The sequence below is a fragment of the Alcaligenes sp. Me129 genome, from assembly GCF_050487245.1.
GTDB lineage: Bacteria > Pseudomonadota > Gammaproteobacteria > Burkholderiales > Burkholderiaceae_B > Alcaligenes > Alcaligenes phenolicus.
The window spans coordinates 226,740-249,426 of the sequence record NZ_JBKQGX010000005.1; the positions used below are offsets into that span (position 1 = coordinate 226,740).

At 56.4% G+C, this 22,687-nt stretch carries 23 protein-coding genes; 8 read left to right on the forward strand and 15 right to left on the reverse strand.

Annotated elements, in window-relative coordinates; translation table 11 throughout:
• Nucleotides 1-36: 36 nt before the first annotated feature.
• From ACLPGZ_RS07800 to dacB, 13 genes are all read right to left on the reverse strand, one after another.
• Entirely contained in the window at nucleotides 37-1,347 is a 1,311-nt protein-coding gene (locus tag ACLPGZ_RS07800) for an amidase (protein WP_239055149.1), read from the reverse strand.
• Nucleotides 1,328-2,494: an oxamate carbamoyltransferase subunit AllG family protein gene (locus ACLPGZ_RS07805; RefSeq protein WP_239055148.1), complete on the reverse strand. Its 1,167-nt coding sequence runs from the start codon at nucleotides 2,492-2,494 to the stop codon at nucleotides 1,328-1,330. The genes ACLPGZ_RS07800 and ACLPGZ_RS07805 overlap by 20 nt, the downstream gene beginning before the upstream one ends.
• 9 nt (nucleotides 2,495-2,503) lie before the next feature.
• Nucleotides 2,504-3,118: an NAD-dependent dehydratase gene (locus tag ACLPGZ_RS07810; RefSeq protein ID WP_115634331.1), complete on the reverse strand. Its 615-nt coding sequence runs from the start codon at nucleotides 3,116-3,118 to the stop codon at nucleotides 2,504-2,506.
• Between the two features lie 47 nt (nucleotides 3,119-3,165).
• Complete coding sequence (locus ACLPGZ_RS07815; protein WP_035271165.1) at nucleotides 3,166-4,038, reverse strand: NAD-dependent epimerase/dehydratase family protein; 873 nt, start codon at nucleotides 4,036-4,038, stop codon at nucleotides 3,166-3,168.
• A gap of 20 nt (nucleotides 4,039-4,058) precedes the next feature.
• Nucleotides 4,059-5,024: a PDR/VanB family oxidoreductase gene (locus ACLPGZ_RS07820; RefSeq protein ID WP_203145081.1), complete on the reverse strand. Its 966-nt coding sequence runs from the start codon at nucleotides 5,022-5,024 to the stop codon at nucleotides 4,059-4,061.
• Between the two features lie 18 nt (nucleotides 5,025-5,042).
• On the reverse strand, nucleotides 5,043-6,266 hold the full coding sequence (locus tag ACLPGZ_RS07825) for an aromatic ring-hydroxylating oxygenase subunit alpha (RefSeq protein ID WP_060185587.1): 1,224 nt from the start codon (nucleotides 6,264-6,266) through the stop codon (nucleotides 5,043-5,045).
• Nucleotides 6,267-6,792: 526 nt separating this feature from the next.
• The gene (locus ACLPGZ_RS07830) at nucleotides 6,793-7,671 is read right to left on the reverse strand and encodes a LysR substrate-binding domain-containing protein (RefSeq protein WP_239055147.1); all 879 of its coding nucleotides are present in this window, start codon (nucleotides 7,669-7,671) and stop codon (nucleotides 6,793-6,795) included.
• Nucleotides 7,672-7,829: 158 nt separating this feature from the next.
• Nucleotides 7,830-8,219 (reverse strand): hypothetical protein, encoded by a 390-nt coding sequence (locus tag ACLPGZ_RS07835; protein WP_035271170.1) that lies wholly within the window; start codon nucleotides 8,217-8,219, stop codon nucleotides 7,830-7,832.
• Nucleotides 8,216-8,605, reverse strand: coding sequence for a phage holin family protein (locus tag ACLPGZ_RS07840; protein WP_009455164.1), 390 nt, complete (start codon nucleotides 8,603-8,605; stop codon nucleotides 8,216-8,218). Before ACLPGZ_RS07840 ends, ACLPGZ_RS07835 begins: the two co-directional genes overlap by 4 nt.
• 158 nt (nucleotides 8,606-8,763) lie before the next feature.
• Nucleotides 8,764-9,081 carry a DUF883 family protein gene (locus ACLPGZ_RS07845; protein ID WP_009455165.1) on the reverse strand — a complete coding sequence of 106 codons (318 nt, stop codon included), beginning with the start codon at nucleotides 9,079-9,081 and terminating at the stop codon, nucleotides 8,764-8,766.
• Nucleotides 9,082-9,226: 145 nt separating this feature from the next.
• The gene (locus ACLPGZ_RS07850; RefSeq protein WP_009455166.1) at nucleotides 9,227-9,949 is read right to left on the reverse strand and encodes a hypothetical protein; all 723 of its coding nucleotides are present in this window, start codon (nucleotides 9,947-9,949) and stop codon (nucleotides 9,227-9,229) included.
• Between the two features lie 101 nt (nucleotides 9,950-10,050).
• Nucleotides 10,051-10,701 (reverse strand): uracil phosphoribosyltransferase, encoded by a 651-nt coding sequence (upp, locus tag ACLPGZ_RS07855; RefSeq protein ID WP_009455167.1) that lies wholly within the window; start codon nucleotides 10,699-10,701, stop codon nucleotides 10,051-10,053.
• Nucleotides 10,702-10,771: 70 nt separating this feature from the next.
• Nucleotides 10,772-12,220, reverse strand: a complete 1,449-nt coding sequence (dacB, locus tag ACLPGZ_RS07860) for a D-alanyl-D-alanine carboxypeptidase/D-alanyl-D-alanine endopeptidase (protein ID WP_052159346.1) — start codon at nucleotides 12,218-12,220, stop codon at nucleotides 10,772-10,774.
• A 158-nt stretch (nucleotides 12,221-12,378) separates the two neighbouring features.
• Here dacB and queA point away from each other — a divergent pair, with 158 nt between their 5' ends.
• The 5 genes from queA (at nucleotide 12,379) to secF (ending at nucleotide 17,933) form a co-directional block, all read left to right on the forward strand.
• The gene (gene queA, locus ACLPGZ_RS07865) at nucleotides 12,379-13,443 is read left to right on the forward strand and encodes a tRNA preQ1(34) S-adenosylmethionine ribosyltransferase-isomerase QueA (protein ID WP_060185585.1); all 1,065 of its coding nucleotides are present in this window, start codon (nucleotides 12,379-12,381) and stop codon (nucleotides 13,441-13,443) included.
• A complete protein-coding gene (gene tgt / locus ACLPGZ_RS07870) occupies nucleotides 13,440-14,576 on the forward strand; it encodes a tRNA guanosine(34) transglycosylase Tgt (RefSeq protein ID WP_035271173.1) in 1,137 nt (378 codons plus the stop codon). Before queA ends, tgt begins: the two co-directional genes overlap by 4 nt.
• Nucleotides 14,577-14,665: 89 nt before the next feature.
• Complete coding sequence (yajC, locus tag ACLPGZ_RS07875) at nucleotides 14,666-15,010, forward strand: preprotein translocase subunit YajC (RefSeq protein WP_003803689.1); 345 nt, start codon at nucleotides 14,666-14,668, stop codon at nucleotides 15,008-15,010.
• Between the two features lie 60 nt (nucleotides 15,011-15,070).
• Nucleotides 15,071-16,942, forward strand: coding sequence for a protein translocase subunit SecD (gene secD / locus ACLPGZ_RS07880; RefSeq protein ID WP_022983425.1), 1,872 nt, complete (start codon nucleotides 15,071-15,073; stop codon nucleotides 16,940-16,942).
• A gap of 52 nt (nucleotides 16,943-16,994) precedes the next feature.
• Complete coding sequence (gene secF / locus ACLPGZ_RS07885) at nucleotides 16,995-17,933, forward strand: protein translocase subunit SecF (protein WP_009463846.1); 939 nt, start codon at nucleotides 16,995-16,997, stop codon at nucleotides 17,931-17,933.
• 594 nt (nucleotides 17,934-18,527) lie between these two features.
• Here secF and map read toward each other — a convergent pair.
• Nucleotides 18,528-19,295 carry a type I methionyl aminopeptidase gene (gene map, locus ACLPGZ_RS07890; RefSeq protein WP_239055146.1) on the reverse strand — a complete coding sequence of 256 codons (768 nt, stop codon included), beginning with the start codon at nucleotides 19,293-19,295 and terminating at the stop codon, nucleotides 18,528-18,530.
• Nucleotides 19,292-19,513 (reverse strand): ParD-like family protein, encoded by a 222-nt coding sequence (locus ACLPGZ_RS07895; RefSeq protein WP_239055145.1) that lies wholly within the window; start codon nucleotides 19,511-19,513, stop codon nucleotides 19,292-19,294. The genes map and ACLPGZ_RS07895 overlap by 4 nt, the downstream gene beginning before the upstream one ends.
• A gap of 262 nt (nucleotides 19,514-19,775) precedes the next feature.
• On the opposite strand from ACLPGZ_RS07895, the gene miaB reads away from it, so the two are divergent.
• The 3 genes from miaB to ybeY are packed head-to-tail and all read left to right on the forward strand — an operon-like array spanning nucleotide 19,776 to nucleotide 22,644.
• The gene (gene miaB / locus ACLPGZ_RS07900) at nucleotides 19,776-21,176 is read left to right on the forward strand and encodes a tRNA (N6-isopentenyl adenosine(37)-C2)-methylthiotransferase MiaB (RefSeq protein ID WP_239055144.1); all 1,401 of its coding nucleotides are present in this window, start codon (nucleotides 19,776-19,778) and stop codon (nucleotides 21,174-21,176) included.
• Between the two features lie 3 nt (nucleotides 21,177-21,179).
• On the forward strand, nucleotides 21,180-22,175 hold the full coding sequence (locus ACLPGZ_RS07905) for a PhoH family protein (RefSeq protein WP_009463850.1): 996 nt from the start codon (nucleotides 21,180-21,182) through the stop codon (nucleotides 22,173-22,175).
• Nucleotides 22,168-22,644, forward strand: coding sequence for an rRNA maturation RNase YbeY (ybeY, locus tag ACLPGZ_RS07910; RefSeq protein ID WP_022983424.1), 477 nt, complete (start codon nucleotides 22,168-22,170; stop codon nucleotides 22,642-22,644). Before ACLPGZ_RS07905 ends, ybeY begins: the two co-directional genes overlap by 8 nt.
• Nucleotides 22,645-22,687 lie beyond the last annotated feature (43 nt).

A 22,687-nucleotide genomic window follows, 5' to 3' on the forward strand; every position in this document is an offset into this window, starting at 1 on the left:
CCTGTAAAAACAGGACGCTTAAAAGAAAAAAGAAAACTACACCGCAAGAACTGAGCTGCTGTTTAAAAAGCGCTGCTGCAACTGACGCGCCTGTAAAAGCAAAACATCATCCTGGTGCGGCTTTCCAATCAACTGCAAACCCATAGGCAACTTCTGGAAATACCCCAAAGGCAGGGACACCACCGGCAAACCCAGCAACTGCCAGGCACGACTCATGAAAGGTGCCCCTGTTCCTTCGGTTTTATAAGGCGCAACACCGGCTGCCGCAGGTGCCAGAATGAAATCCGCCCCACTATCTGCAAACCACTGCAGCATTGCCTGTTTGAGCGTGTCCGCTCTTTGCAAGGCAGCGATGTACTCCTTGTAGGGAAAAGCCAGACCCGTACTCATCAAGGACTGCATATGGGCGCTCAAGGTTTCATGCTGCTGTTGCTCGTACACCAGATTCCGGGCCACTTCATAAGCCATGATCTGAGCATGCAAGGCCGTCAATTCAACAACGGCGTCCTGCAAGGGAAAATCCACCAGCGTATGCCCCTGTTCCGACAAATCCTGCTGGCATGCCTGCACGGTCTCCAGCATCTTGCCCTGAACTTCACCCAATGCCTGCCCAGAGAAAACACCGAACACACAAGCCGCCTGCGCTCCCGGCGTGCTCAGAGTCAAGGGTTTGTGCAGCAGAATATTGCGCAGCAAGAGCGTGTCGAGCACGTCATTGCTGAGTATGCCCAGGGAGTCCAGAGACTGAGCCAGCGGCTGAATATTGCGCAAGGAAAACTCGTTCTTGCTACCTACATAGCCAATGCAGCCACAGTAGGACGCTGGCCGTATGACCGATGCCGCCGTCTGTGTACCAAAGGCAACCGGCACCATGAAATCGGCCACGGCGGCGGCAGAGCCGCTGGAGGAACCGCCGGGGGTGCGTTCGGCATCATGCGGGTTATTCGTCTTGCCAGCCTGAAAGTAAGCAAACTCGGTCGTGACCGTCTTGCCCATCAAAATGCCACCTGCCGCTTTCATCGCGGTAACGCAGGAGGCATCCATATCCGGAATCCGATCCTGATGAATAGCCGAGCCCATTGTGGTGGGAATACCAGCCGTATCAATGACGTCCTTGACCGCAAAGGGCAGGCCCATCAAGGGCGAGGCCTTGTAAAAATCACTGCGGCTTTCGTACTCGGCCAGATAGTCGTCCTGATCAATCAGATACTGCCAGGCACCAATCTTCTCATCGCGTATGGCAATGCGCTCATAAAAGGAGGCCACGATCTCCGGCAGACTGGCTTCGCCCGTATGCAGAGCATGCAGCAATTGATTCAAAGGCAGCTTAAACCACTGTCGTTTCATGCTGCCACTCCTTGAGAGCTTGCAATAAAGAGGCATCCACCGTCGCCACCCCACCACCAACACGGCCACGTTCTCCGGCACCGTCAATCATGCCCAGCAGCACCAACGGCCCGGTATTGTTGGCAATCACTTGCCCAAAATCGCTAATACCATTGCGCCCAGCCAGAAAGGGCAAGCGGGTTTTCAGGAACTTGTTTTGACGCGTCAGGTAGTCCGAGGGTAGAAAGGCGTGCAGGTTCCTGGCACTCATTCCCGCCAGATCCAGACACTGGCCACCCAGCCCTACGAAATCCACGACAGCACTATCGCCCAGGGCACCCAGTGCTTTTGCCTGCTCATTACCGGGCTCTTTATTGCCAGCAATAACAGGAGCATCCGTAACCAGCCAAGTTATGGAGCTGGCCAATTGCAAACCAAAGCGCAAGCCATTACCGCCAACTTTAACGATGGCATCCGCGCCATCAGCAGGAGCCTGATTTGCCAGAATCAAGGCACTGGCGGCCATCCAGTAATTCAAGGCCCAGGCCATCGCGCCATATAGAAAGCTTTGGCTGGCGTCGTCATTAATGCCCCAGGAGACAATAATGTCGGCCAACTGCCGGGAGCCATGCATGGTACGAGCATGACCATCATCACCATTGAGCAGGGAAGCCTGAACAATAGGCCCCAGAGCGACCGGCCCCTGAAACTGTGCAGCCAGCCGCGCACCCAAACCCTGATGCAACCAACGCAGATGCGGCACCATTTCATCGGCAAAAATACCCAGGCGGGTACACCATTGCATGCCTTCATTCAGCACCGAGTACTTCTTGTTTTCGGGCTGATTACTGTCGCTGACCTCAATCAGATACATGGACGGCGTGACCACTCCGGCCAATGGCACCACCACGCCGTAATCCTGCGCGGGAGCCAGTTGCACGCCCCCTGCGTCCAGCAAGGCTTGCGCCTCTTGTTTGCTAGCTGCCCAGCCCTCATACAAAATGCCGATCAAAACCGAATTTCGGATTGCGGCAGGCAGCTCCTGTGCATCCCGAAACGGTGGCCCGGCATGCAGGACCAGACGGCCTTGCGAGGGCAAAATGGATTGCAGAGGCCGGACCCCTGTCCAGGCTGGCATCACGGCCTGCGTCTCTACATGCTGAGCCATATCGTCTCCTTACGCCACGCGCACCCAGGTTTCGCTGTTCGCCAGGCTGGCGGACTGCGCACGCGAGCCGTTAAAGTCCCGCTCTATGGTGTTGCCCGGCAAGGCCGTGCCATTGATCAGCACCCTGGCTTGCTGCGCCGGATGGAACACGCACATCATTTCGTGCTTCTGGGTTTGGGTCTGGCTTTGCGGCAGGTCCACACAAATCGCTGGCTGCGTCATGTGATGCCATTGCAATTCCACCGTCAGACCTGCACTGGCGGAGGTGACAGATTCGCTGACCAGATCAGGGAAACGGTTCACTGTCTGGAAAACGCCGTCACTCAAGACCTGCAACTTGTCCAGCGCCACCGCTTTGCGAAACAGGCCAAAATGGCGCACGAAGTCCCGTACCAGATACTCGGCCAAGGGCTTGTTATCCGTGATCAGCAAACGCGCGTCGCTGTCCTGCCCGTCTTCGTAAGGCTTGTCCAACACCAGGATGGCCTGGCCGCTGCCATACGCCGAGCTGGCGATGCGAAAGTACAGGGACAAGGACGACCAGTCCTGTTCAGGGTCAGTCTTCAAGTAAATAAAAGGGTTGTCACCCGTCCAATCCAAGGTGCCGGTTTTAATTCCCGTCATGCTCAAGTCTCCGTGTTCAATTTGTTCGTCAAGGGCGCCTGGGCGCTTCACGCCAGGTCTTTTTCCACCGCGTATTCCTGGCGCAGTTGCTGGAAGTCCGTGCTTGGTTGCCAGCCCAGAATTTCCTTGGCCGCATGGCTGCTGAAAATGGAGGCACGAGGATTGTTCTGATACCAGCGTGGGTTCTTGATTTCAGGCACAGGGCCAATAATCTGCTGATACCAGTCTGTGGTTGCCAAGGGGTGGGAGCTATCGTCTGCGCTAATGAAAAACACGCCGTAGCGCAAACCTTGCAGATTCACGGCGGCCTCAAAAGCACGCGCCAGATCTGCAGCCCAGATGTAATAGAACAGCCAGTTACGCTGCGGGCTGTCGACAAACTGGATGTACTCGGCAATGGTTTCCGGCAGCACCACGGCCAGTGGACGCAAGCAGATCACTTCCATATCGCTGGCATCACTAAAGCTTTTTGCCATCTGCTCCATGACGATCTTGCTGACGCTGTAGGCCTGATAAGGCTTGTTTTCATGGGCCTCGTCCACAGGCAGATACTGGGGTTTCCAATCAGCTCGCATCTCGGACAGACCGCAAGCCGAAATGCTGGAACACAGCACCACTTTCTTGACACCGTTTTCGCGACAGGCTTGCAGCACATGCCAGGTGCCGCGCACATTGACGTTGATGTACTGCTCTTCGGCGGCCTTCCAGTCAAAATCAATTGCCGCCAGGTGAATCACGGCATCGGCATCTTTGGTGGCCGCACGCACGGCCTCCAGATCCATCACATCCGTTTGAATAAAAGAAACCTGATGCTGGCTGGGTTTCAGATCCGCCACGACCACATCCATGGTCTGCATCAATTGCTGTACCACGTACGAGCCCACACGGCCCGAGCCGCCTGTAACCACCACTTTTTTCATGGTGTTTCTCCTGTTTATTGTTATAGATCCAAAACCAGTTCGGCCGACAAGGCGCGCGAAACGCAGATCATCATGGTTTCATTCAGCTGCCGTTCTTCTGGCGACAGCACAAAATCCCGATGCTCCGGCAAGCCGGAAATGACCACGGTTTCGCAGGTGCCGCAGGTGCCGTTCTGGCATGAGCACTTGACCCGTACGCCTTCCCGTTTCAAGGCGGCCAGAATCGTTTCATCCCCCGCTACCGCGATGCTTTTGCCCGATTTTTGCAAAGTCACGGTAAAGCCCTTGCCTTGCAGCAGGGCCGGATCGGTCTCTACCGAGAAGCGTTCCAGCACCAGTTGCCAGCCAATATCGGCCTGTTCCTGTTGATAGTTTTCCAAGGCGGTCAGCAATGGTTGCGGACCGCAGGAATAGACGACGGTTTGTGCATCCAGCGTTTTCAATGCGCCTTGCAGATCAAACAGCCCGTCCTGATTGGAGGCATGCGTGGTGATACGCGCAGCATCCACTTGTTGCAGCTCTTGCAGAAAAATAAAATCCGCTGCGTTTCTTGCCAGATACAGCAAGTGCCAGTCCAGGCCGGCTGCCGCAGCGGCCTGGACCATGGGCACGATAGGCGTGATGCCTATGCCTCCGGCCACAAAAAAGCACTTCTTGTTTGCAGCAAAGGGAAAGTGATTTTTCGGCACGCTGACAGCCAGCGCATCACCTTCCTGCAACACCTCATGGATATACGCAGAGCCGCCCCGCCCGGCTTCTTCTTTCAGAACGGCAATTTGCCATTCACGGGTATTGGCCTGCTGGCCACACAAGGAATATTGACGGTAAAGCGGCTCGGTCTTTGACACCGCCAGCTCCAGCTCAATATGCGCACCCGGCTCCCAGACAGGGAACGCGTCCCCGTCTGGCAAACCCAGGGTCAGGCCTACGACTCGCTCTGACAGCCTGGTTTTCTTCAACACGCGTGTTTGCAAAGTTTGCTGCATGATGCTGCTCCTGCTCCCTTAGGCAATCGCTCGGATCGGCAATACCCGGCTTTGCTCGTCCACACGGCGCTCTTCGGCGCGGTACAGATCAATCAGCCAGTTTTGCAAACGCTTGATGACCAGCTCTTCATTGGTCAAACGACCACGGGAGGCAAAGTTGGATTGCATGCCCTGATGCGAACGACGCCAGGCAAACAAGTCCTCAATCATCACGGGGTACAGATCATCGTGTTCCTGATCGAACTTCTCTTTGTGGTCCTCGCGCTCCAACGTTTCCTGCGGGTACATCCAGGACACGCCATAGGTGGACTGCTTGGCGCTTTTGGGCAGCCACATGAAGTACTTCACCTTGTCAGGCATGGCCACCAGCAAAAGGTTGGGCGCTACCGTCACGTAGGAAAGCTGAGTTCGCTCCTGGTCAGTCAAACCCTTCATGGGCGGCTGCAAGATGGAACCGGTATGCGTGGGGGCTGCGTCTTTGTGGGTGGAGATCAGGTTGTAGGAGACAATGCCATTGGCCACGTCATTGAAGACAGCGGTTTCATCCACACGGTCTGGATTGGTTTCGTACATGCCACCCCAGGAGGAGGCGTGCAGGAAGCTGCAGTGGTAACACTCGTCATTGAAGATCTTCCAGTTCCAGTCGAAACCTTCCATTTTCAGGGGTTCCGAAGACTTCAGCTCGGACATGCGATAGTTCGCCAGCTGCTTGCCCAGATTGCCCAGGCGGGTGTGCAAGGCCGGTGCCATGGCGTCGTAATTGATGAAGATAAAGCCTTCCCAAACCTCGGCGCGGATCTTGGGCAAACAGACGCTCTTGGGGTCAAAGCTGGCACCGGTATCGGTCAGACCTGGGGCGGAAACCAGCTCGCCTTCCATGTTGTAGACCCAGGCGTGCAAGGGGCAGCTGATGCGGCGTACATTGCCTGCACCTTCCAGCAACAGCATATTGCGGTGACGACAGACATTGGACAGCACATTGATGCCACCTTCACGAGTGCGGATGGCAAACAGCGCATCATTGCCTACATCGAAGGTGAAGAAGTCACCGGCATTGGGGATGTCAGTTGCACGGCCCACACAGAACCACTGCTTTTTCCAGACGGCATTCAGCTCAAACTGGAAAAACTCTTCCGAGGTAAAGCACTCGGGGGGCAAGGCGAAAACCTCGTCGGTTTCCTGCTGAAAGTAGCTGCGGTCAAATTCTTCAATCGCAATGGGCGAGCGTATAGCGGTATTCATCTCAGTATCTCCTCTGGTTTGCATAAGCACCATGAATGGCTTTTATTAGGTCAGGCCAATCATGCGACAGGGAGCGACACTTGAAAATTGAGCAAATTTGACGGAACGATGAGTTTTTTTTGTTGTTGAATCGGACGAAGGGAAAGCGGTGGATCGCAATCACTGCAAAATGAGGCCGTTCTCGGCGACGTAAAGCCCGATTGAGGGCTGCGTGTCAGCCATTTGGAACCAGGGATGAGCGGTGTGAGAACTAGGCGGAGCTTGATAAAACCTCCAGCCACGCACGTCAGGTCGGGGTTCCACACCCTGATCGATGAGAAATGAGCAATGAACGATGTGCGATGTGCGATGTGCGATGTGCGATGTGCGATGTGTATCCAGCCTGGTTCAGGAAGGCCGATACATAAAAAAAACCTGCAAATATGCAGGTTTTTTTAAAGACGCAGAGACAGAGACACGGTCAGCAAAGAGCGAAAAAAGCCCGGTCACCGAGCACAACACATGGGAACCATCAAGCAACTACCGCCTAGCGGATTGCAATCGACGCGACCCAATCCACAAACTCCTGCTCCTGTCGGCTAAGGTTCGCCTCCTTGGGGTAGGCCAGAAAATAGGCGTACTCTTCCAGGCAAACATCGAACAGCTGGACAATTTCCTTCTTGTCGATCAAAGGCTGTAACAAGGCCGGACAGCCCAACATGACCCCTTGGCCGTTCAAGACGGCATTCATGCGCACATTGGTGTCATCAATGTGAAAGCTCTTCTTGGCCGTCAGCTCCTGTCCTGCTGCCTTGCGTAACCACTGCTCCCAGCACAGCTGATTTTCTTCATGAATCAGCACATGCAGGTTCAGATCTTCTGGGGACGTAATCTTGCCATGCGCCTGCAGGTAAGACGGCGCACAAACAGGCGTCAAATTGCCGGGGATGATGCGCAAGGTTTGCAACTGCGGCCAATCGCCCTGCTTGCCCCAGACGATAGCAAAATTGATGTTGTCCCTGAAAAAATCCGGAGCCTGCAGCCTGTGCAGCAAGTTGATTTCAATGTCTGGATGCTTCAGCCAGAAGTCTCCCAACTGCCCGGTAAACCACATGCTGGACACAAAGGGCCGCAAGGATAGATTGATGCGGCTCTTGCCGTGCGGCATGCGCAATTCGCTCAAAGCCTGATTGATCTCGTAAAACGGCCGTTGCAAACGGTCGAATAGAAACTGGCCCTGATCCGTCAGCTCCAGGGAACGGTTCTTGCGCAGAAACAGCTTGCAAGCCAAATACTCCTCCAGCACCTTGATCTGGTGGCTGACTGCCGAGGGAGAGACCAGCAGGTCTTCTGCCGCCTTGGTGAAGTTCAACCTTTGCGCCGACACCGTAAAGGTTCTTAAGGCATTCAGTAATGGCACCTGCATGACGAGCTATGTCTCCTGATGTGGGTAGCTTTGTTCTGGAATTATTTATTATCGGAGCATAAGCCTTGCCGCCTTCAAAAACCAGTCAGGCAGAACGCCGAGCTTGCGGCAGGCAAAAAAAAACCGGCCTGGGCCGGTTTTCAAACAGACAAGCAGACTTACTCGTCCACATCGGTTTTGCGTCGTACCGGAACCAGTACATTGCGTGCTTTCTCGCGTGCCGACTTGGAAGAATCAAACAGCTTCCAGGCTCCCAGAGCCAAAGCCCCGATACGCATCCAGCGCCCGCCGAAACTGCTCAGCACGGCAGAAGCACCGGACAACAGGAACGGATAACGGCGCGACAAGGACAGCGCGCTAGTGACCACACCGCCCATGCTCAAACCCGAAGGCTTGACGCTGTTCCACAAATTGCCGGGGCTTAAATCCTCGCCCAGGGAGTGGATCTGGGACGACATGGTCTGCCGCTCCAACGAGGCGCGGACTCGCAGCAGTTCAATACGCACAGCCCGCTCCTGGGCGGACATGCTCTCTTGCTTCGTGCTCATTTGCCGTCTCCCTCGGAATCCCTCAAGCGCTCAATAAATGCGACATCGCGACGCAACTCGGACAAGGTGGCTGAAAAAGGAATCGGGCCTGTGGTCAGACGGCGGCGTACGGCCAGGAAAAGCCCCACCCCCAAACCGGCATACAGAACGACCAGCACTCCCAAAGCCCAGTAACGATAATCCGTAGGCCAGAAGTACAACGCCAGCAACAAGCTGAAAACCAGCACCGCCAGAGTGGAGAACAGCAGTGCGCCAAACACCATGCTGAAGATGGTGATCAGGCTTGCCTTTTGCTGACCGGCTTCCAGAGCGAACAGCTCCAGCCTGGTACTGACAGCCCCTATCAAGGTAGAACCAAGCTGACTGATAGTTTGCCTAAGCGCCATGATTTATCCCTGCTCTGCGACATCCTGCCATTGCATGCAATGACAAGAGCCTGATTTCTAAGAGGCTGCCGATCTGGACCGCAAAGTCCAGATCGGCAGGGCTGCTTTTTATGCTGCTGCAGCCCAGCAAAGGGCTCGCAGCGCAGAGCAAAGACAGATTAACGTCGGCTGATCAGCATACCGAACATCAGACCCACGATACCGGCCACGCCGATGGCTTGCCAGGGCTTGTCGTGGACATAGTTGTCGGTTGCCTTGGCGGCACGCACACTGTGCTCGACCACGGCTTCCTGAGCATCATGCAGGGAATCCCGGGTCACACGCAGAGAGCGCAGCGCTTTCTCACGCAGCTCACCGGCCTTGTCGCCCGTGGCTTCAGCGGCCTCACGCATCAGTTTTTCAGCTTCATCCAAGCTCGCTTTCACTTCTTCGATGAATTTGTCTCCGCTGTTTTCCACACTTTTCTTGGTAGCCATAAATAACTCCTTGCAGTTGAAAGGGACACGCGACAAATACGTATCGCCAAGTGAATGGCGCCATAGCAGCGCCGCACAAAATTCTTTAACCCGCTGTTTTCAGGATAAAGATACTCGGTGTACCTGAGACCAGTCAGTCGCAGGTTTACTTCAGTTGCGTCACATCCACCGTGGACGGGACACCGTTCTGAATACTTTCTTGCTTCATCACCATCTGCACATCCGGGCAATACCAATCCGTAACCTGGGAGTTGATGCCCGGTATGGGCAGGCTGATGCCACTGAAACTGGCCTGGGTAGGCTCGATCTCGCGTTGATAACGAATAGGCCAACATTGGTAATTGCCCAATGCGGTCTGTACCGATTGTTGAGCTCCAACCGTCTTCGCACCGGTATGAATGCGCAAGACATTGGCGTTGGACTGGGAGCGCTTGTCCAGATTGATCTGGAAATCCTGGCGCGGGAAGGTCTGCCCTTCCTGCAGCCCACCGTGTTCGTAGGAAAACAGGCCCAGCAGGCGCAGGTCAAACGAACCTTGAACGGCTTCCAGACCACCACGGCCATCATCGCGCTGGAAACGGGTGCGGCCATCGCGCACCGTCATCACGTAGTCAATATTGGGCTTGCTGGCCGGCAAACCGGCCAGGGCTACACTGGCCTTGCCCTGTACACGCGCCTGGCACTGATCACCGCCCTGCTTTTTCACGTCAGAAAAAGCCAGATCAGCGCCCAAGGCCAGAAAGCCCGAGCCAGTCAGTTGTATCTGCCCACCGTCACGCATGAAAGGCACGTCACACAAACCAGCCTGAGCCGAGCTCAGGCCCAACATGACCAACAGCGGTGCAGCCATCCAAGCATTCAGTTTCATGTACATCCTGATTCAGTGAAACTTAGATTCGACTCTTTATTATGCCTATCCCCTCTGGCGTACTAGCAAGGGATTGTAAAAAAGCACGACAAGTTCTGGACTTAGAGTTCGCCGTCCTGAACCTTCTGGCGAGTACCAAAAATACGGTCGCCCGCATCACCCAGCCCCGGCACGATATAACCATGCTCGTCCAGATGCTGATCAATGGACGCGGTATAGATATGGACATCAGGGTGATGTTTTTCAAGAGTGGCAATGCCTTCCGGAGCAGCCACCAACACCAAAGCGCGAATATTCTTGCAGCCTGCTTTTTTCAGCAGATCAATCGTGGCGACCATGGAACCACCTGTTGCCAGCATGGGGTCAATAATCAGGGCCAAACGCTGATCCAGCTCGCCGACCAGACGCTCCAGATAGGTCTGGGCTTCAAAGGTTTCTTCGTTGCGAGCAATACCGATCACGCTGACTTTGGCGCCAGGAATCAAGCTCAACACCCCGTCCAGCATGCCAATACCAGCGCGCAAGATGGGCACAACTGTCACTTTCTTGCCAGCCAGCTTTTCCACTTCCACATTGCCACACCAACCTTCAATGGTGGTGGGTTCCAGAGGCAGATCCTTGCACGCCTCGTAGGTCAGCAAAGAGGCGATTTCCTGGGACATTTCGCGGAAATTTTTCGTGCTCAGATCTGCCTTGCGCATCAAGCCCAGCTTATGGCGGATCAAAGGGTGGCGTATTTCGTGTATGGGCATGATTGCTTCATCAAATTAGGGACTAACTAAAAACAGGGCTGCAGCACAGCAGCCCGCACTATCGTGATCGTCAACGTACTGCCAGCCACTTCACCACCGCATCAAAAAAGGGTCGGGCAGAGGCAGAACGTTCGTCATTGACCATCATGACGACAATATACCGCTTTCCGCTGGCTCCCAGCACGTAACCGGCCAAGGCACGGCTATCGCGCAGCGTGCCGGTTTTCAAGTGGGCACGGCCCTGGACCTCGTCATCGCGCAAGCGCGAACGCACCGTGCCGTCCACACCGGAGATCGCAAAGGACGAAATGTACTCGGGCATCCAGTTCGAGCGCCAGGCGACTTTCAGCATGTCAGCCATGCCGCCCGCCGTGACGCGGGCATTGCGTGAAAGGCCCGAGCCGTTGTCCACGGTCCAGCCTGCGGTATTGACCCCCTGGCGACCGAGCACGTTCATGACGGCGCGCTCGCCGGTGGCCACCGTGGCACCGGGACCATTCATTTCTGCGCCCACGGTCAGCAAGATGGTACGGGCCATCACATTGTTGCTTTGCTTATTAATAAGACGGATCAGGTCAGACAGGGACTGCGAGTCATGCCAGGTAATCGCCTGCGCACGAGCCGGCACACGGCCTGCTTTGATGTCGCGGGCCAGGGTGCCGCCCAGATCGCGCCACAGGCTGCGGAACAGCTTGTCGAAAAACTCGGTTTGGGAATGAACCAGACGGTAAACGCTGAACTCGCCGCAAGAAGCGGCGGCCTTGCCACTGACACGGACCACCATGCCACCGGCTTCAGGCTGAATCTGGGTACCAACAACAGGCGAACCAGGGCAGGTCGCCGTCGACCACTCGACTTCACCCTGTACGCGCACTCCGGGCAAAGGCGGGTCAATAATCGCAATCCATTTGCGCGCCTGTGTATCTGGCTGGAACACCAGCCGGGAAGCGCCTAGCCCCACCATCATGGCATCCGGGCTGGCGTTATAGGGACGGTCACCCGCATTATCGAAGTCACCCGGATTGATGGTGACGTTGCCGAAGATGGAACGATCCACAATAACTTCGGTCAGATTCTTCACCCCACGCAAGCGGAGCTCGCGCAACATGTCCCATAACTGCGGCACGGTCAAAAACGGATCGCCCCCCGCCTTGATGTACAAAGGCCCTTTCAAGGTGCCTTGTTCGTCCACCTGCAGGCCATCCTGGGCCATTAACGTCGTACGCCAGGTATATTCTGGCCCCAGAGCGGACAAACCGGCCCAGGTACTGACCAGTTTCATTACCGAGGCGGGGTTACGGGGCTCCTGGGGATTGACGCCGATCAGGCGCGGACCGTCCGCCTCGTCTACCACGATGGACAGAGACGATTGCGGCAAGCGGCTGGCGTTCCATACCGAAGCCAGCTCGGGCGGCAAGGCCTGGGCCAGGGCTAGTGATGCGCCTTGCACCATGAGCAAGGTGGCCAGAGCCACGTGCTTGCAACGACTCAAAACAGGCTTTGCCTTTAAAACGCCCATGCCCTCGTCTCCAACAGATCAATTCAGGAAAGACCCAAGCATACCGAAAGAAAAACACCACGGATATGGCCGTTTCAGCAATCTGGCGGCAAAGCGTTAAAATAGTCGGTTACCCCATCAGGCCCGGCCTTCTGGCCAGTGGCCCTTTACGACAAACCATGAGCATCGACCCCTCTTTAACTATCGCCCAGTTCGACTACGAGCTTCCCCCTGATCTGATCGCTCAAAGCCCGCCGGCCCAGCGCCAGGGCAGCCGTCTGCTGCATCTGGACGGTGCCAGCCAATTGCATGACCGCCAGTTCACCGACCTGCCCAGCCTGCTGCGCAAGGGTGACCTGCTGGTCTTTAACGATACGCGCGTCATCAAGGCCCGCCTGCATGGCCAGAAAAGCAGCGGCGGCAAGGTGGAAGTGCTGATCGAGCGCGTAACCGGCCCCGATACGGCTCTGGCCCATATCCGCGCCAGCAAGTCCCCCAAACCTGGCACTTTGCTGGAACTGGCCGACGGCAAGGTACTGGCCGATTGCACCGGGCGGGAAGACGCCCTGTTTGCGCTGCGCTTTCACGAGCCTGTGCTGGACATGCTGGAGCAATACGGCGCCACGCCTTTGCCACCCTACATTACCCACGCAGCGGACGAGGAAGACGACTCGCGCTACCAGACTGTTTACGCCCGTCACCCCGGTGCCGTGGCCGCCCCGACGGCTGGCCTGCACTTTACCGACGACATGCTGAACACCTTGCGCGAGCAAGGCGTGGACCAGGCCTTTGTGACCTTGCACGTGGGTGCAGGCACTTTTCAGCCTGTGCGTGTGGACAATATCAGCGAACACGTCATGCACGCCGAGCGTTACCATGTGCCCGCCGCCACCCTGGCCAAGATCGAAGCCACCCGCGCTGCCGGTGGCCGCGTCATTGCCGTGGGCACCACCAGTGTGCGTTCGCTGGAGTCTGCCGCCAGCAAAGAGCCCGGCATGAACCAGCGCTGCGCCGATGGCAGCATTGAAGGCGACACGCGCCTGTTCATTACCCCCGGCTTCCAGTACCAGTGGGTGGATGCACTGATCACCAATTTTCATTTGCCCCAGTCCACCTTGCTGATGCTGGTATCGGCCCTGGCGGGGATCGAACCCATACAACGTGCCTACCAGCACGCCGTCCAATCCCGGTATCGCTTCTTTAGTTACGGCGATGCTATGTTCATTGAGCCTCCTACCCCATGAGTGGACTGAAGTTTGACCTCTTAAGCACCGACGGCGCCGCTCGCCGTGGCCAGATCACCCTGAACCACGGTGTGGTGCAAACCCCCATTTTCATGCCGGTAGGCACCTATGGCAGCGTCAAGGCCATGATGCCGCACGAGCTGAACGAGATTGGCTCGCAGATCATATTGGGCAACACCTTTCACCTGTGGCTGCGTCCGGGCACGGATGTCATGGACAAGTACCAGGGCCTGCATAATTTCATGCAATGGGACAAGCCCATCCTGACGGACTCGGGCGGTTTTCAGGTATTCAGCCTGAAAGGCATGCGCAAGATTACCGAGGAAGGGGTGAAGTTTGCCTCCCCCATCACTGGCGAGCGCCTGTTTCTGACGCCTGAAGTGTCGATGCAAATCCAGTACTCCCTGAACTCCGATATTTCCATGGTGTTCGATGAATGCACGCCCTACTTGATTGACGACCGTCCCGCCACGCATATCGAAGCGGCTAAATCCATGCGCATGTCCTTGCGCTGGGCTCGCCGTTCACGCGAGGAATTCAAGCGTCTGAATAACCCCAATGCCCTGTTTGGCATTGTGCAAGGCGGCATGTACGAGGACCTGCGCGACGAATCCCTGGCTGGTCTGACCGACATCGGCTTTGAAGGCTATGCCATTGGCGGCCTGTCCGTAGGCGAGCCCAAAGAAGACATGATGCGCATTCTGGCGCACACCACCCCGAAACTGCCCACGCATGCCCCCCGCTATCTAATGGGTGTGGGTACACCGGAAGATCTGGTGGAAGGGGTCAGCCAGGGCGTGGACATGTTTGACTGCGTCATGCCCACCCGCAATGCGCGCAATGGCTGGCTGTTTACCCGTTACGGCGACATCAAGATACGCAATGCTCGCTACCGCGACGATACCCGCCCGCTGGATCCCAGCTGCACCTGCCATACCTGCAAGCATTTCTCGCGTGGCTACTTGCATCATTTGCAGCGTTCCAATGAAATTACCGGCTCGCGTTTGAATACCTTGCACAATCTGCATTTCTATTTGCAGATCATGCAAGAGATGCGCGATGCTATCGAGCAAAAGCGTTTCGCGGCCTGGCGGGAGCAGTTCCACCAGGATCGGGCGCGCGGTATTGAATGACACGCTGTTTGTGATACCGCAATAAAGTGCCGCTACAATACACCGTTAGTTTTTGACAACCCACACAAAAAAATCCTCAGGAGCCCCACATGTCCGCTGTTGACATTCTGACTCTCATCCCCGCCCAGGCAGCTGCCGGCGGCGAAAATGCCTTGATGGGCATGCTGCCCATCATCTTGATGTTCGTTGTGCTGTACTTCTTGATGATTCGTCCTCAAATGAAGCGTCAGAAAGAGCACCGCAACCTGGTATCCAACCTGGCCAAAGGCGACGAAGTAATCACCTCCGGCGGTCTGCTGGGCAAAGTCAGCAAAGTTCACGACAACTACCTGACCGTTGAAGTGGCCAACCTGACCGACAAGCCTGTTGAAGTTCTGGTCCAACGCGTGGCCGTTACGACTGTTCTGCCCAAGGGCACGATCAAGTCGCTGTAATGCCTCCGACCCCGGACCTCGGTCCGGGGTTGCCATTTCTGCACCCGTCGTAGATATCCCATGAATCGTTATCCTCTCTGGAAATATGTCATCGTCTTGGTCGCGCTGGCGATCGGCCTGATCTATACCTTGCCCAATCTGTTTGGTGAGTCTCCTGCTGTCCAGGTTTCCAGCGCCAAATCCACGGTCCGGCTTGAAACCAACCTGATCAGTCACGTTGAAGAGCTGCTCAAGAAAAACAATATTCCTACGACGGGCTCGTATTTTGAACAAAACGGACCTAGCGCCACTGCGCGTTTCCGTTTTGAGTCCACCGATGTTCAGCTCAAGGCCAAAGACCTGATCGAGCGCGAACTGAACAAGGACTCCACAGCTACCGCCCCCGACTACACCGTCGCCCTGAACCTGGTGTCTGCGTCGCCTGCCTGGCTGACCGCACTGGGCGCCCACCCCATGCACTTGGGCCTGGACTTGCGCGGTGGCGTGCACTTCCTGCTGCAAGTGGATATGCAAGGCGCGCTTCAAGCCCGCTACGACTCCATGGTGGCAGATGCCCGCAGCGTGCTGCGCGAAGCCAAAGTACCTGTTGGCGGCATCGAGCGTGATGGTCACTCGCTGCGCATGAGCTTTGCCTCGGCAGACGATCGCGACCGCGCTCAATCGGAAATGCGTCGCGCCATGCCTGATCTGGCTTTCACCCCTGCCGGTGACAGCGGTCTGACAGCCCGTTTGACCGAAGCCGCCACCATTCAGGTGCAATCGAACGCCCTCAAGCAAAACATCACCACCTTGCATAACCGAATCAATGAGCTGGGCGTAGCCGAGCCTGTGATTCAGCAGCAAGGGTCCGATCGCATCGTGGTTCAACTGCCCGGCGTGCAGGATGTAGCCAAAGCCAAGGAAATTCTGGGTCGTACGGCCACACTGGAACTGCGTATGGTGGAAGACTCGCCTGCTGCCGTTGCGGCCTTGAACTCGGGTACCGTGCCCTTTGGTCTGGAGCGCTACACCGAGCGTGGTGGTGCCCCCCTGCTGCTGCGTCGCCAGGTCATCCTGACAGGTGAAAACCTGCAGGACGCCCAGCCCGGTCGTGATTCGCAAACCCAGCAACCCACCGTCAACCTGACGCTGGACAATAAGGGCTCGCGCATTTTCCGCGACATTACCCGCAACAACATCAACAAGCGCATGGCGATTGTGCTGTTTGAAAATGGCGTGGGTGAAGTGGTGACGGCTCCGGTTATCCGTAGCGAAATTCCTAACGGCCAGGTACAGATCAGCGGCAGCATGAATGCTCAGGAAGCCGCCGATATTTCCCTGCTGCTGCGTGCCGGTTCGCTGGCCGCCCCCATGAGCATCATTGAAGAGCGCACCATTGGCCCTAGCCTGGGTGCCGACAATATTCGCCAAGGCTTTAACGCCACGCTGTACGGCTTTATTGCGATCGCCATCTTCATCATGCTGTACTACCACCTGATTGGTCTGTTCTCCACCATTGGCCTGACCTTCAACGTGCTCTTGCTGCTGGCTGTCTTGTCCATGCTGCAAGCCACCCTGACCTTGCCGGGTATTGCAGCGATCGCCTTGACACTGGGTATGGCCATTGACGCCAACGTGCTGATCAACGAGCGTATCCGCGAGGAGCTACGCAATGGTGCCTCGCCGCAACAAGCCATTCACCTGGGTTTTGATCGTGCCTGGGCCACTATTTTCGACTCCAACCTGACCAGTCTGATTGTGGGTGTCGCTTTGCTGGCCTTCGGTTCCGGTCCTATCCGTGGTTTTGCGGTCGTACACGTGATCGGTATTCTGACCTCCATGTTCTCTTCGGTGGTTGGGGTTCGTGCCCTGGTCAACCTCTGGTATGGCAACCGTCGTCGCCTGCAGGGTATTTCCATTGGTCAGGTCTGGAAACCACAGGACAAGAAGTAAAGTGCCGGGGCCGGTGCAAACCGGCCAGGCCCAACTACAGGCATAAAGCATCATGGAATTTTTTCGTATTCACCGCACTATCCCGTTCATGCGCCATGCGTTGGTGCTGAACCTGATCAGTTTTCTGACATTTATTGCAGCGGTCGTCTTCATTATTGTGCGCGGCTTTCACCTGTCCATCGAATTTACCGGTGGTACGGTCATGGAAGTGCACTATCAGCAAACCGTGCAGGTCGAAGATGTGCGCGGCTCGATTCAGTCGCTGGGTTATACCGACTTCCAGGTACAGAACTTCGGCACGTCGCAGGACATCATGATCCGCTTGCCCGTTCTGGACGGACAAGACTCTACCCAGCAAAGCGAGCAAGTACTCCAGGCCTTGAAGCAGCAGCACTCGGACGTGGAGCTGCGCCGTGTGGAGTTCGTCGGCCCACAGGTGGGGCAGGAACTGCTGCATAACGGTTTGATGGCCCTGGCCTTTGTGGTCGCCGGTATCTTGCTGTACCTGGGCTTCCGCTTTGAGTGGAAGCTGGCGCTGGCTTGTGCGATTGCCAACTTGCACGACGTGGTCATCATTCTGGGCTTTTTCGCGTTCTTCCAATGGGAGTTCTCGCTGTCGGTGCTGGCCGGTGTCCTGGCGGTGCTGGGTTACTCTGTGAACGAATCCGTTGTGGTGATGGACCGTATCCGTGAGAACTTCCGCAAGCAGCGCAAGATGTCGGTGTCGGACATTATTGATCTGTCCATCACCCAGAACATCTCGCGTACCATCATCACCCACGGTTCTACCCAGATGATGGTGCTGTCGATTTTCTTCTTCGGTGGCCCAACGCTGCACAACTTCTCGCTGGCGCTGACCATCGGTATCTGGTTCGGTATTTACTCCTCCGTGTTCGTGGCCGCTGCCATTTCCATGTGGCTGGGCGTGAAACGTGAGGATCTGGTCAAGCCGATCAAGAAAGACGAAGGCGGCGAGGTTGTAGAAGGTTAAGTTGCTTCTTGGCTCGCTGTTAACGAAAGCCCGACATTAAAACCATGTCGGGCTTTTTTGTTTCTAGGGCTGCTGGATTGCGAGTAATAGGGTAGCAGGCGTTTGTTTTATTGAGGGCCGGGGCAGGTCGGCTTGGCGGGTCATTCGCCCGTGCTGCGCACGGGTTCCCTTGTCAGGGGCCAGATGCGGGCGGGTCGTGAACTCGGAGCACGGTTTGTCCCCCGGACAAACCGCAAGCGTGCTCCTCAAACAGCACGCCCCTTGCACCCCGCATCTGGCCCCTGCCCGCGGCGAATAACCTGACTCGCCCGCCGACCTGCCCCGGCCCTCAATAAAACAAAAAGAGGCTTACTGCTGCCACCCTATATTTATCTGAAGGGATACTTCGGCACGACGGTTAGACAACGGGCAATACTGCCATCACGATATGACGGGATCTCGCAGCTGTGGCGGCATCAACGAGATTTACAGAAAATCTCATTTCCATCGGGCTGAAATAACTTGCTGCTGTCGTTTTCAGTGCACAAGCTGCAATGACTGGATGACACACTACAAGCCATAAGTAATGCAAGGGAGGGACGACCAACTACTTAATTAATTCGGGATGGTTTCATCAGGCCGTAAGGTCAATACGCGCACCCCACTGTCTGTCACCGCTACCGTGTGCTCAAACTGTGCTGACAGCAAGCCATCGCAAGTGCGCACGGTCCAGCCATCTTTCCCGGTTTGCACCGCATGGCCACCTTGATTCAGCATAGGTTCAATCGTGAAAGTCATCCCCTCTTTCAGTCGCAAACCTGTGCGCGGCATGCCCCAGTGCAAAACTTCAGGCGCTTCGTGCATTTCCCGCCCGATGCCGTGCCCACAGTAATCACGTACAACAGAATACCCATTCTTGCGTGCGTACTGGGAGATGGCAAACCCCACATCACCCAAAGTCGCGCCGGGGCGTACGGCTTGTATACCTTTCCACATCGCCATATAGCAGGCATCGACCAGTTTTTGCGCAGCAGGAGTCACCTGCCCCACCATGTAGGTTTTGCTGGAATCCGCGATAAAGCCGTTCTTCTCCAGGGTGATGTCGAAATTCACGATATCCCCCTCTTTCAGTACATCCGTCGTGGACGGCATACCGTGACACACGACTTGATTAGGCGATGAGTTCAGAACATAGGCATAACCGTACTGCCCTTTGCTGGCGGGCCGGGCTTGCAGATCATGGACGATGTAGCTCTCGACCAGATCATTGATCTGCATGGTGTTCATGCCAATCAGATCTAACTGATCCAGGCGCGTGAACACTTGAGCCAGCAAACGGCCCGATTCGGCCATCAAGGCAATTTCATCTGCCGTCTTGATCATGCTGACTCCACCTGATCCAGAGGCACGGCAGGCTCACCCAAACCAGCCGCCTTCATTTCACGGGCGACAATCTCGTTAAAGCTCAAGGTCGGGTTCAGTTCGCACAACAGCCCCATACGTATCCAGAAAGCCGCCTGCGCATTGATGGAGCGACATGAAACCGTACTCGCCTTGCGTAGCTGGTCGTGCAGCTCGTCATCAATATTCACGATACCCATTTTTCAATCCTTATATGATCCATATACGAATCATATAATTCACAAAAACAGGACGCAAGTAGAAGCTGACTGAAAATCCTGATCCAGCCTCATGCCCCGACAAGACTATTTCCAGCCTTCCCACTCCAAAGGGCGGCCTGTCTGCAACAAGTCCTCCCACATGATCCCAGCTTGCTTGTGGCTCACGGGAGGCTGGGCGTTATAATGCCCGATTCATCATTTTCAATGGCCCGCGGGATATACACCCGTCACGGCTCCTTCTATGACCGACACCACAATCTCTACCCCCGCCAGCGCGGATGCTGCTACCAAGCCTGCCCGCAAGCTCTTCATTCGCACCTTTGGCTGCCAGATGAACGAGTACGACTCCGAAAAAATGGCCGATATCCTGAATCAGGATCGCCCCGTGGAGTTGACCACCAACCCCGAAGAAGCAGACATCATCCTGTTCAATACCTGTTCGGTGCGCGAAAAAGCGCAAGAAAAGGTGTTCTCGGATCTGGGCCGGGTTCAGCATTTGAAAGCGCTCAATCCCGATCTGGTCATTGGCGTGGGTGGCTGTGTGGCCAGTCAGGAAGGCGACACGATTATTCGTCGTGCTCCCTACGTGGATGTCGTGTTCGGACCACAAACCTTGCACCGCCTGCCCGAGCTGATCGTCAAGCGCCGCAACAGCGGCCGCTCGCAGGTAGATATCAGTTTTCCTGAAATCGAAAAATTCGACGCCCTGCCCCCCGCACGCGTGGAAGGCTATTCGGCCTTTGTGTCCATCATGGAAGGCTGCAGCAAGTACTGCAGTTTCTGTGTAGTGCCCTACACCCGTGGCCCCGAAGTCTCCCGTCCCTTTGACGACGTACTGATGGAAGTGGCTGACCTGGCCGACCAGGGTGTGCGTGAAGTGACGCTGCTGGGCCAGAACGTGAACGCCTACCGTGGCCCGACCGACGTCGCTGGCGAGATTGCCGACTTTGCCATGCTGCTGGAGTACGTGCACGAGATCCCTGGTATCGAGCGCATTCGCTACACCACCTCGCACCCCAAGGAAATGACCTCGCGCCTGATCGCCGCCCACGGCAATCTGCCCAAGCTGGTCCCCTTTCTGCACTTGCCCGTACAGGCCGGCAGCGACCGTATTCTGGCTGCAATGAAACGCGGCTACACTGCGCTGGAGTTCAAATCCATCGTGCGCCGCCTGCGTGAAGCGCGTCCCGACATCGTCTTGTCCTCGGACTTTATTGTGGGCTTCCCCGGCGAAACAGAAGAGGATTTCCAGAAAACCCTGAAGCTGATACGCGATGTGAATTTCGACCAGTCCTTCTCTTTTGTGTACTCCCGTCGCCCCGGCACACCGGCCGCCGACCTGGAAGACAACTCCACCAAAGAGGAAAAACTGGATCGTCTGCACCGCCTGCAAGCGCAAATCAACGAACAGGCCCAGGCGATCAGCCAGGCCATGGTCGGCAGCGTGCAACGCATTCTGGTCGAAGGCACCTCACGCAAGGACGACACGGAACTGAAAGGCCGTACCGAAAACAACCGCATCATCAACTTCCCCGGCGACCCTCGCCTGATCGGACAAATTGTGGATGTGCACGTGACCCAAGTACTGACCAATACCTTGCGCGGAGAAATCGTGACCCATGACCGGGTTGCAGGAGCCTGATCTATGACTAGCCAACGCCGCCGCATGCCCACTTCCTTGCGCCTGGACGGGGACAATACCCATCTGGCCAATATGTGTGGCCCCTTGGACGAGAACATCAAGCAGATTGCCATTGCCTATGACGTCACCCTGCGTCGGCGTGGCAGTCATGTTTCGATTGAAGGCGAGCGCGCGGAGGAGGCTGCCAAGGCCATTGACTGGTTCCATTCGCGCGCCGTGCACCGTGCGCTGAATATCGACGATATTCAGTTGGGCCTGGTTGAGCTGGGCGCCAGCCGCCGCCACGAAAAAGAGGAAAAGCCCGAGCCCCTGCCCGAGCTGCCCCCCGTCGGCCAGGAAGAAATTTCCCTGCGTACCGCCAAACGCGACCTGCGTCCTCGCACACCCGGTCAACGCGAGTACCTGCGCAATATCCTGAACAACGACATCAACTTCGGCGTAGGCCCGGCCGGGACTGGCAAGACCTGGTTGGCAGTGGCTTGCGCCATCGATGCGCTGGAGCGCGAATCCGTCCATCGCTTGGTGCTGACACGTCCTGCTGTCGAGGCGGGTGAGCGCCTGGGCTTTTTGCCCGGTGATCTGGCCCAGAAGGTAGATCCCTATCTGCGTCCTTTATACGATGCTTTGTATGACTTGATGGGTGTGGAGAAGGTACAGCGCCTGTTCGAAAAACAAATCATCGAAATCGCACCGCTGGCCTATATGCGCGGCCGCACGCTGAACCATGCTTTCGTGATCCTGGACGAAGCCCAGAACACCACACCGGAACAAATGAAAATGTTCCTGACGCGCATCGGTTTTGGCAGCAAGGCGGTGATTACCGGCGACCCCACTCAGGTGGACTTGCCCAAAGGCCAGCGCAGCGGCTTGAATCATGCCGTCAAGGTGCTGGAAAACGTGCAGGGTATTTCCTGCTCGCGCTTTAGCAGCCGTGATGTCGTGCGCCACCCGCTGGTTGCGCGAATTGTGGACGCCTACGAACGAGCCGGTGATGCCTGATCTATCCCTGAGCGTCCAGTACGCTGTTGATTGCCCCGAGCTGAGCCGCTCCCGTATCCGCCGCTGGATGCAGCGCACGATTGATATGGCAGTCGAACGCATCCACCCCGAAGATCGCTTCACCGCCCTTTCCGCCACCTTGCGTATTGTGGACGCCGAAGAAGGCCAGAGCCTGAACCTGAGCTACCGGGAACGCGACTACGCCACCAATGTGCTGACCTTTGAATATGGTCAGGACGAGGACGGCGTGGTCCACGGCGATATCGTCTTGTGCCTGCCCGTGCTGGAGCGTGAAGCCCAGGAACAGCAAAAGCCATTTCTGCACCATGCCGCTCATCTGGTGGTGCACGGCTGTCTGCATTCCCTGGGTTACGACCACATTGAAGAGGACGAAGCCCAGGACATGGAAGCGCTGGAAACCGCTGTTCTGGCCAGTTTGCGCATCCCTGATCCCTACCAGGAGCGCTAGCTCGCCCACTTGTCACAAAGGGCCTCCCATCCCTGACAAAGCT

Excerpts from the sequence above, each read along its gene's own strand:
- ACLPGZ_RS07800 (WP_239055149.1), bottom strand. The coding sequence starts at position 1,347 with ATGAAACGACAGTGGTTTAAGCTGCCTTTGAATCAATTGCTGCATGCT.
- ACLPGZ_RS07805 (WP_239055148.1), bottom strand. The coding sequence starts at position 2,494 with ATGGCTCAGCATGTAGAGACGCAGGCCGTGATGCCAGCCTGGACAGGG.
- ACLPGZ_RS07810 (WP_115634331.1), bottom strand. The coding sequence starts at position 3,118 with ATGACGGGAATTAAAACCGGCACCTTGGATTGGACGGGTGACAACCCT.
- ACLPGZ_RS07815 (WP_035271165.1), bottom strand. The coding sequence starts at position 4,038 with ATGAAAAAAGTGGTGGTTACAGGCGGCTCGGGCCGTGTGGGCTCGTAC.
- ACLPGZ_RS07820 (WP_203145081.1), bottom strand. The coding sequence starts at position 5,024 with ATGCAGCAAACTTTGCAAACACGCGTGTTGAAGAAAACCAGGCTGTCA.
- ACLPGZ_RS07825 (WP_060185587.1), bottom strand. The coding sequence starts at position 6,266 with ATGAATACCGCTATACGCTCGCCCATTGCGATTGAAGAATTTGACCGC.
- ACLPGZ_RS07830 (WP_239055147.1), bottom strand. The coding sequence starts at position 7,671 with ATGCAGGTGCCATTACTGAATGCCTTAAGAACCTTTACGGTGTCGGCG.
- ACLPGZ_RS07835 (WP_035271170.1), bottom strand. The coding sequence starts at position 8,219 with ATGAGCACGAAGCAAGAGAGCATGTCCGCCCAGGAGCGGGCTGTGCGT.
- ACLPGZ_RS07840 (WP_009455164.1), bottom strand. The coding sequence starts at position 8,605 with ATGGCGCTTAGGCAAACTATCAGTCAGCTTGGTTCTACCTTGATAGGG.
- ACLPGZ_RS07845 (WP_009455165.1), bottom strand. The coding sequence starts at position 9,081 with ATGGCTACCAAGAAAAGTGTGGAAAACAGCGGAGACAAATTCATCGAA.
- ACLPGZ_RS07850 (WP_009455166.1), bottom strand. The coding sequence starts at position 9,949 with ATGAAACTGAATGCTTGGATGGCTGCACCGCTGTTGGTCATGTTGGGC.
- upp (WP_009455167.1), bottom strand. The coding sequence starts at position 10,701 with ATGCCCATACACGAAATACGCCACCCTTTGATCCGCCATAAGCTGGGC.
- dacB (WP_052159346.1), bottom strand. The coding sequence starts at position 12,220 with ATGGGCGTTTTAAAGGCAAAGCCTGTTTTGAGTCGTTGCAAGCACGTG.
- queA (WP_060185585.1), top strand. The coding sequence starts at position 12,379 with ATGAGCATCGACCCCTCTTTAACTATCGCCCAGTTCGACTACGAGCTT.
- tgt (WP_035271173.1), top strand. The coding sequence starts at position 13,440 with ATGAGTGGACTGAAGTTTGACCTCTTAAGCACCGACGGCGCCGCTCGC.
- yajC (WP_003803689.1), top strand. The coding sequence starts at position 14,666 with ATGTCCGCTGTTGACATTCTGACTCTCATCCCCGCCCAGGCAGCTGCC.
- secD (WP_022983425.1), top strand. The coding sequence starts at position 15,071 with ATGAATCGTTATCCTCTCTGGAAATATGTCATCGTCTTGGTCGCGCTG.
- secF (WP_009463846.1), top strand. The coding sequence starts at position 16,995 with ATGGAATTTTTTCGTATTCACCGCACTATCCCGTTCATGCGCCATGCG.
- map (WP_239055146.1), bottom strand. The coding sequence starts at position 19,295 with ATGATCAAGACGGCAGATGAAATTGCCTTGATGGCCGAATCGGGCCGT.
- ACLPGZ_RS07895 (WP_239055145.1), bottom strand. The coding sequence starts at position 19,513 with ATGGGTATCGTGAATATTGATGACGAGCTGCACGACCAGCTACGCAAG.
- miaB (WP_239055144.1), top strand. The coding sequence starts at position 19,776 with ATGACCGACACCACAATCTCTACCCCCGCCAGCGCGGATGCTGCTACC.
- ACLPGZ_RS07905 (WP_009463850.1), top strand. The coding sequence starts at position 21,180 with ATGACTAGCCAACGCCGCCGCATGCCCACTTCCTTGCGCCTGGACGGG.
- ybeY (WP_022983424.1), top strand. The coding sequence starts at position 22,168 with ATGCCTGATCTATCCCTGAGCGTCCAGTACGCTGTTGATTGCCCCGAG.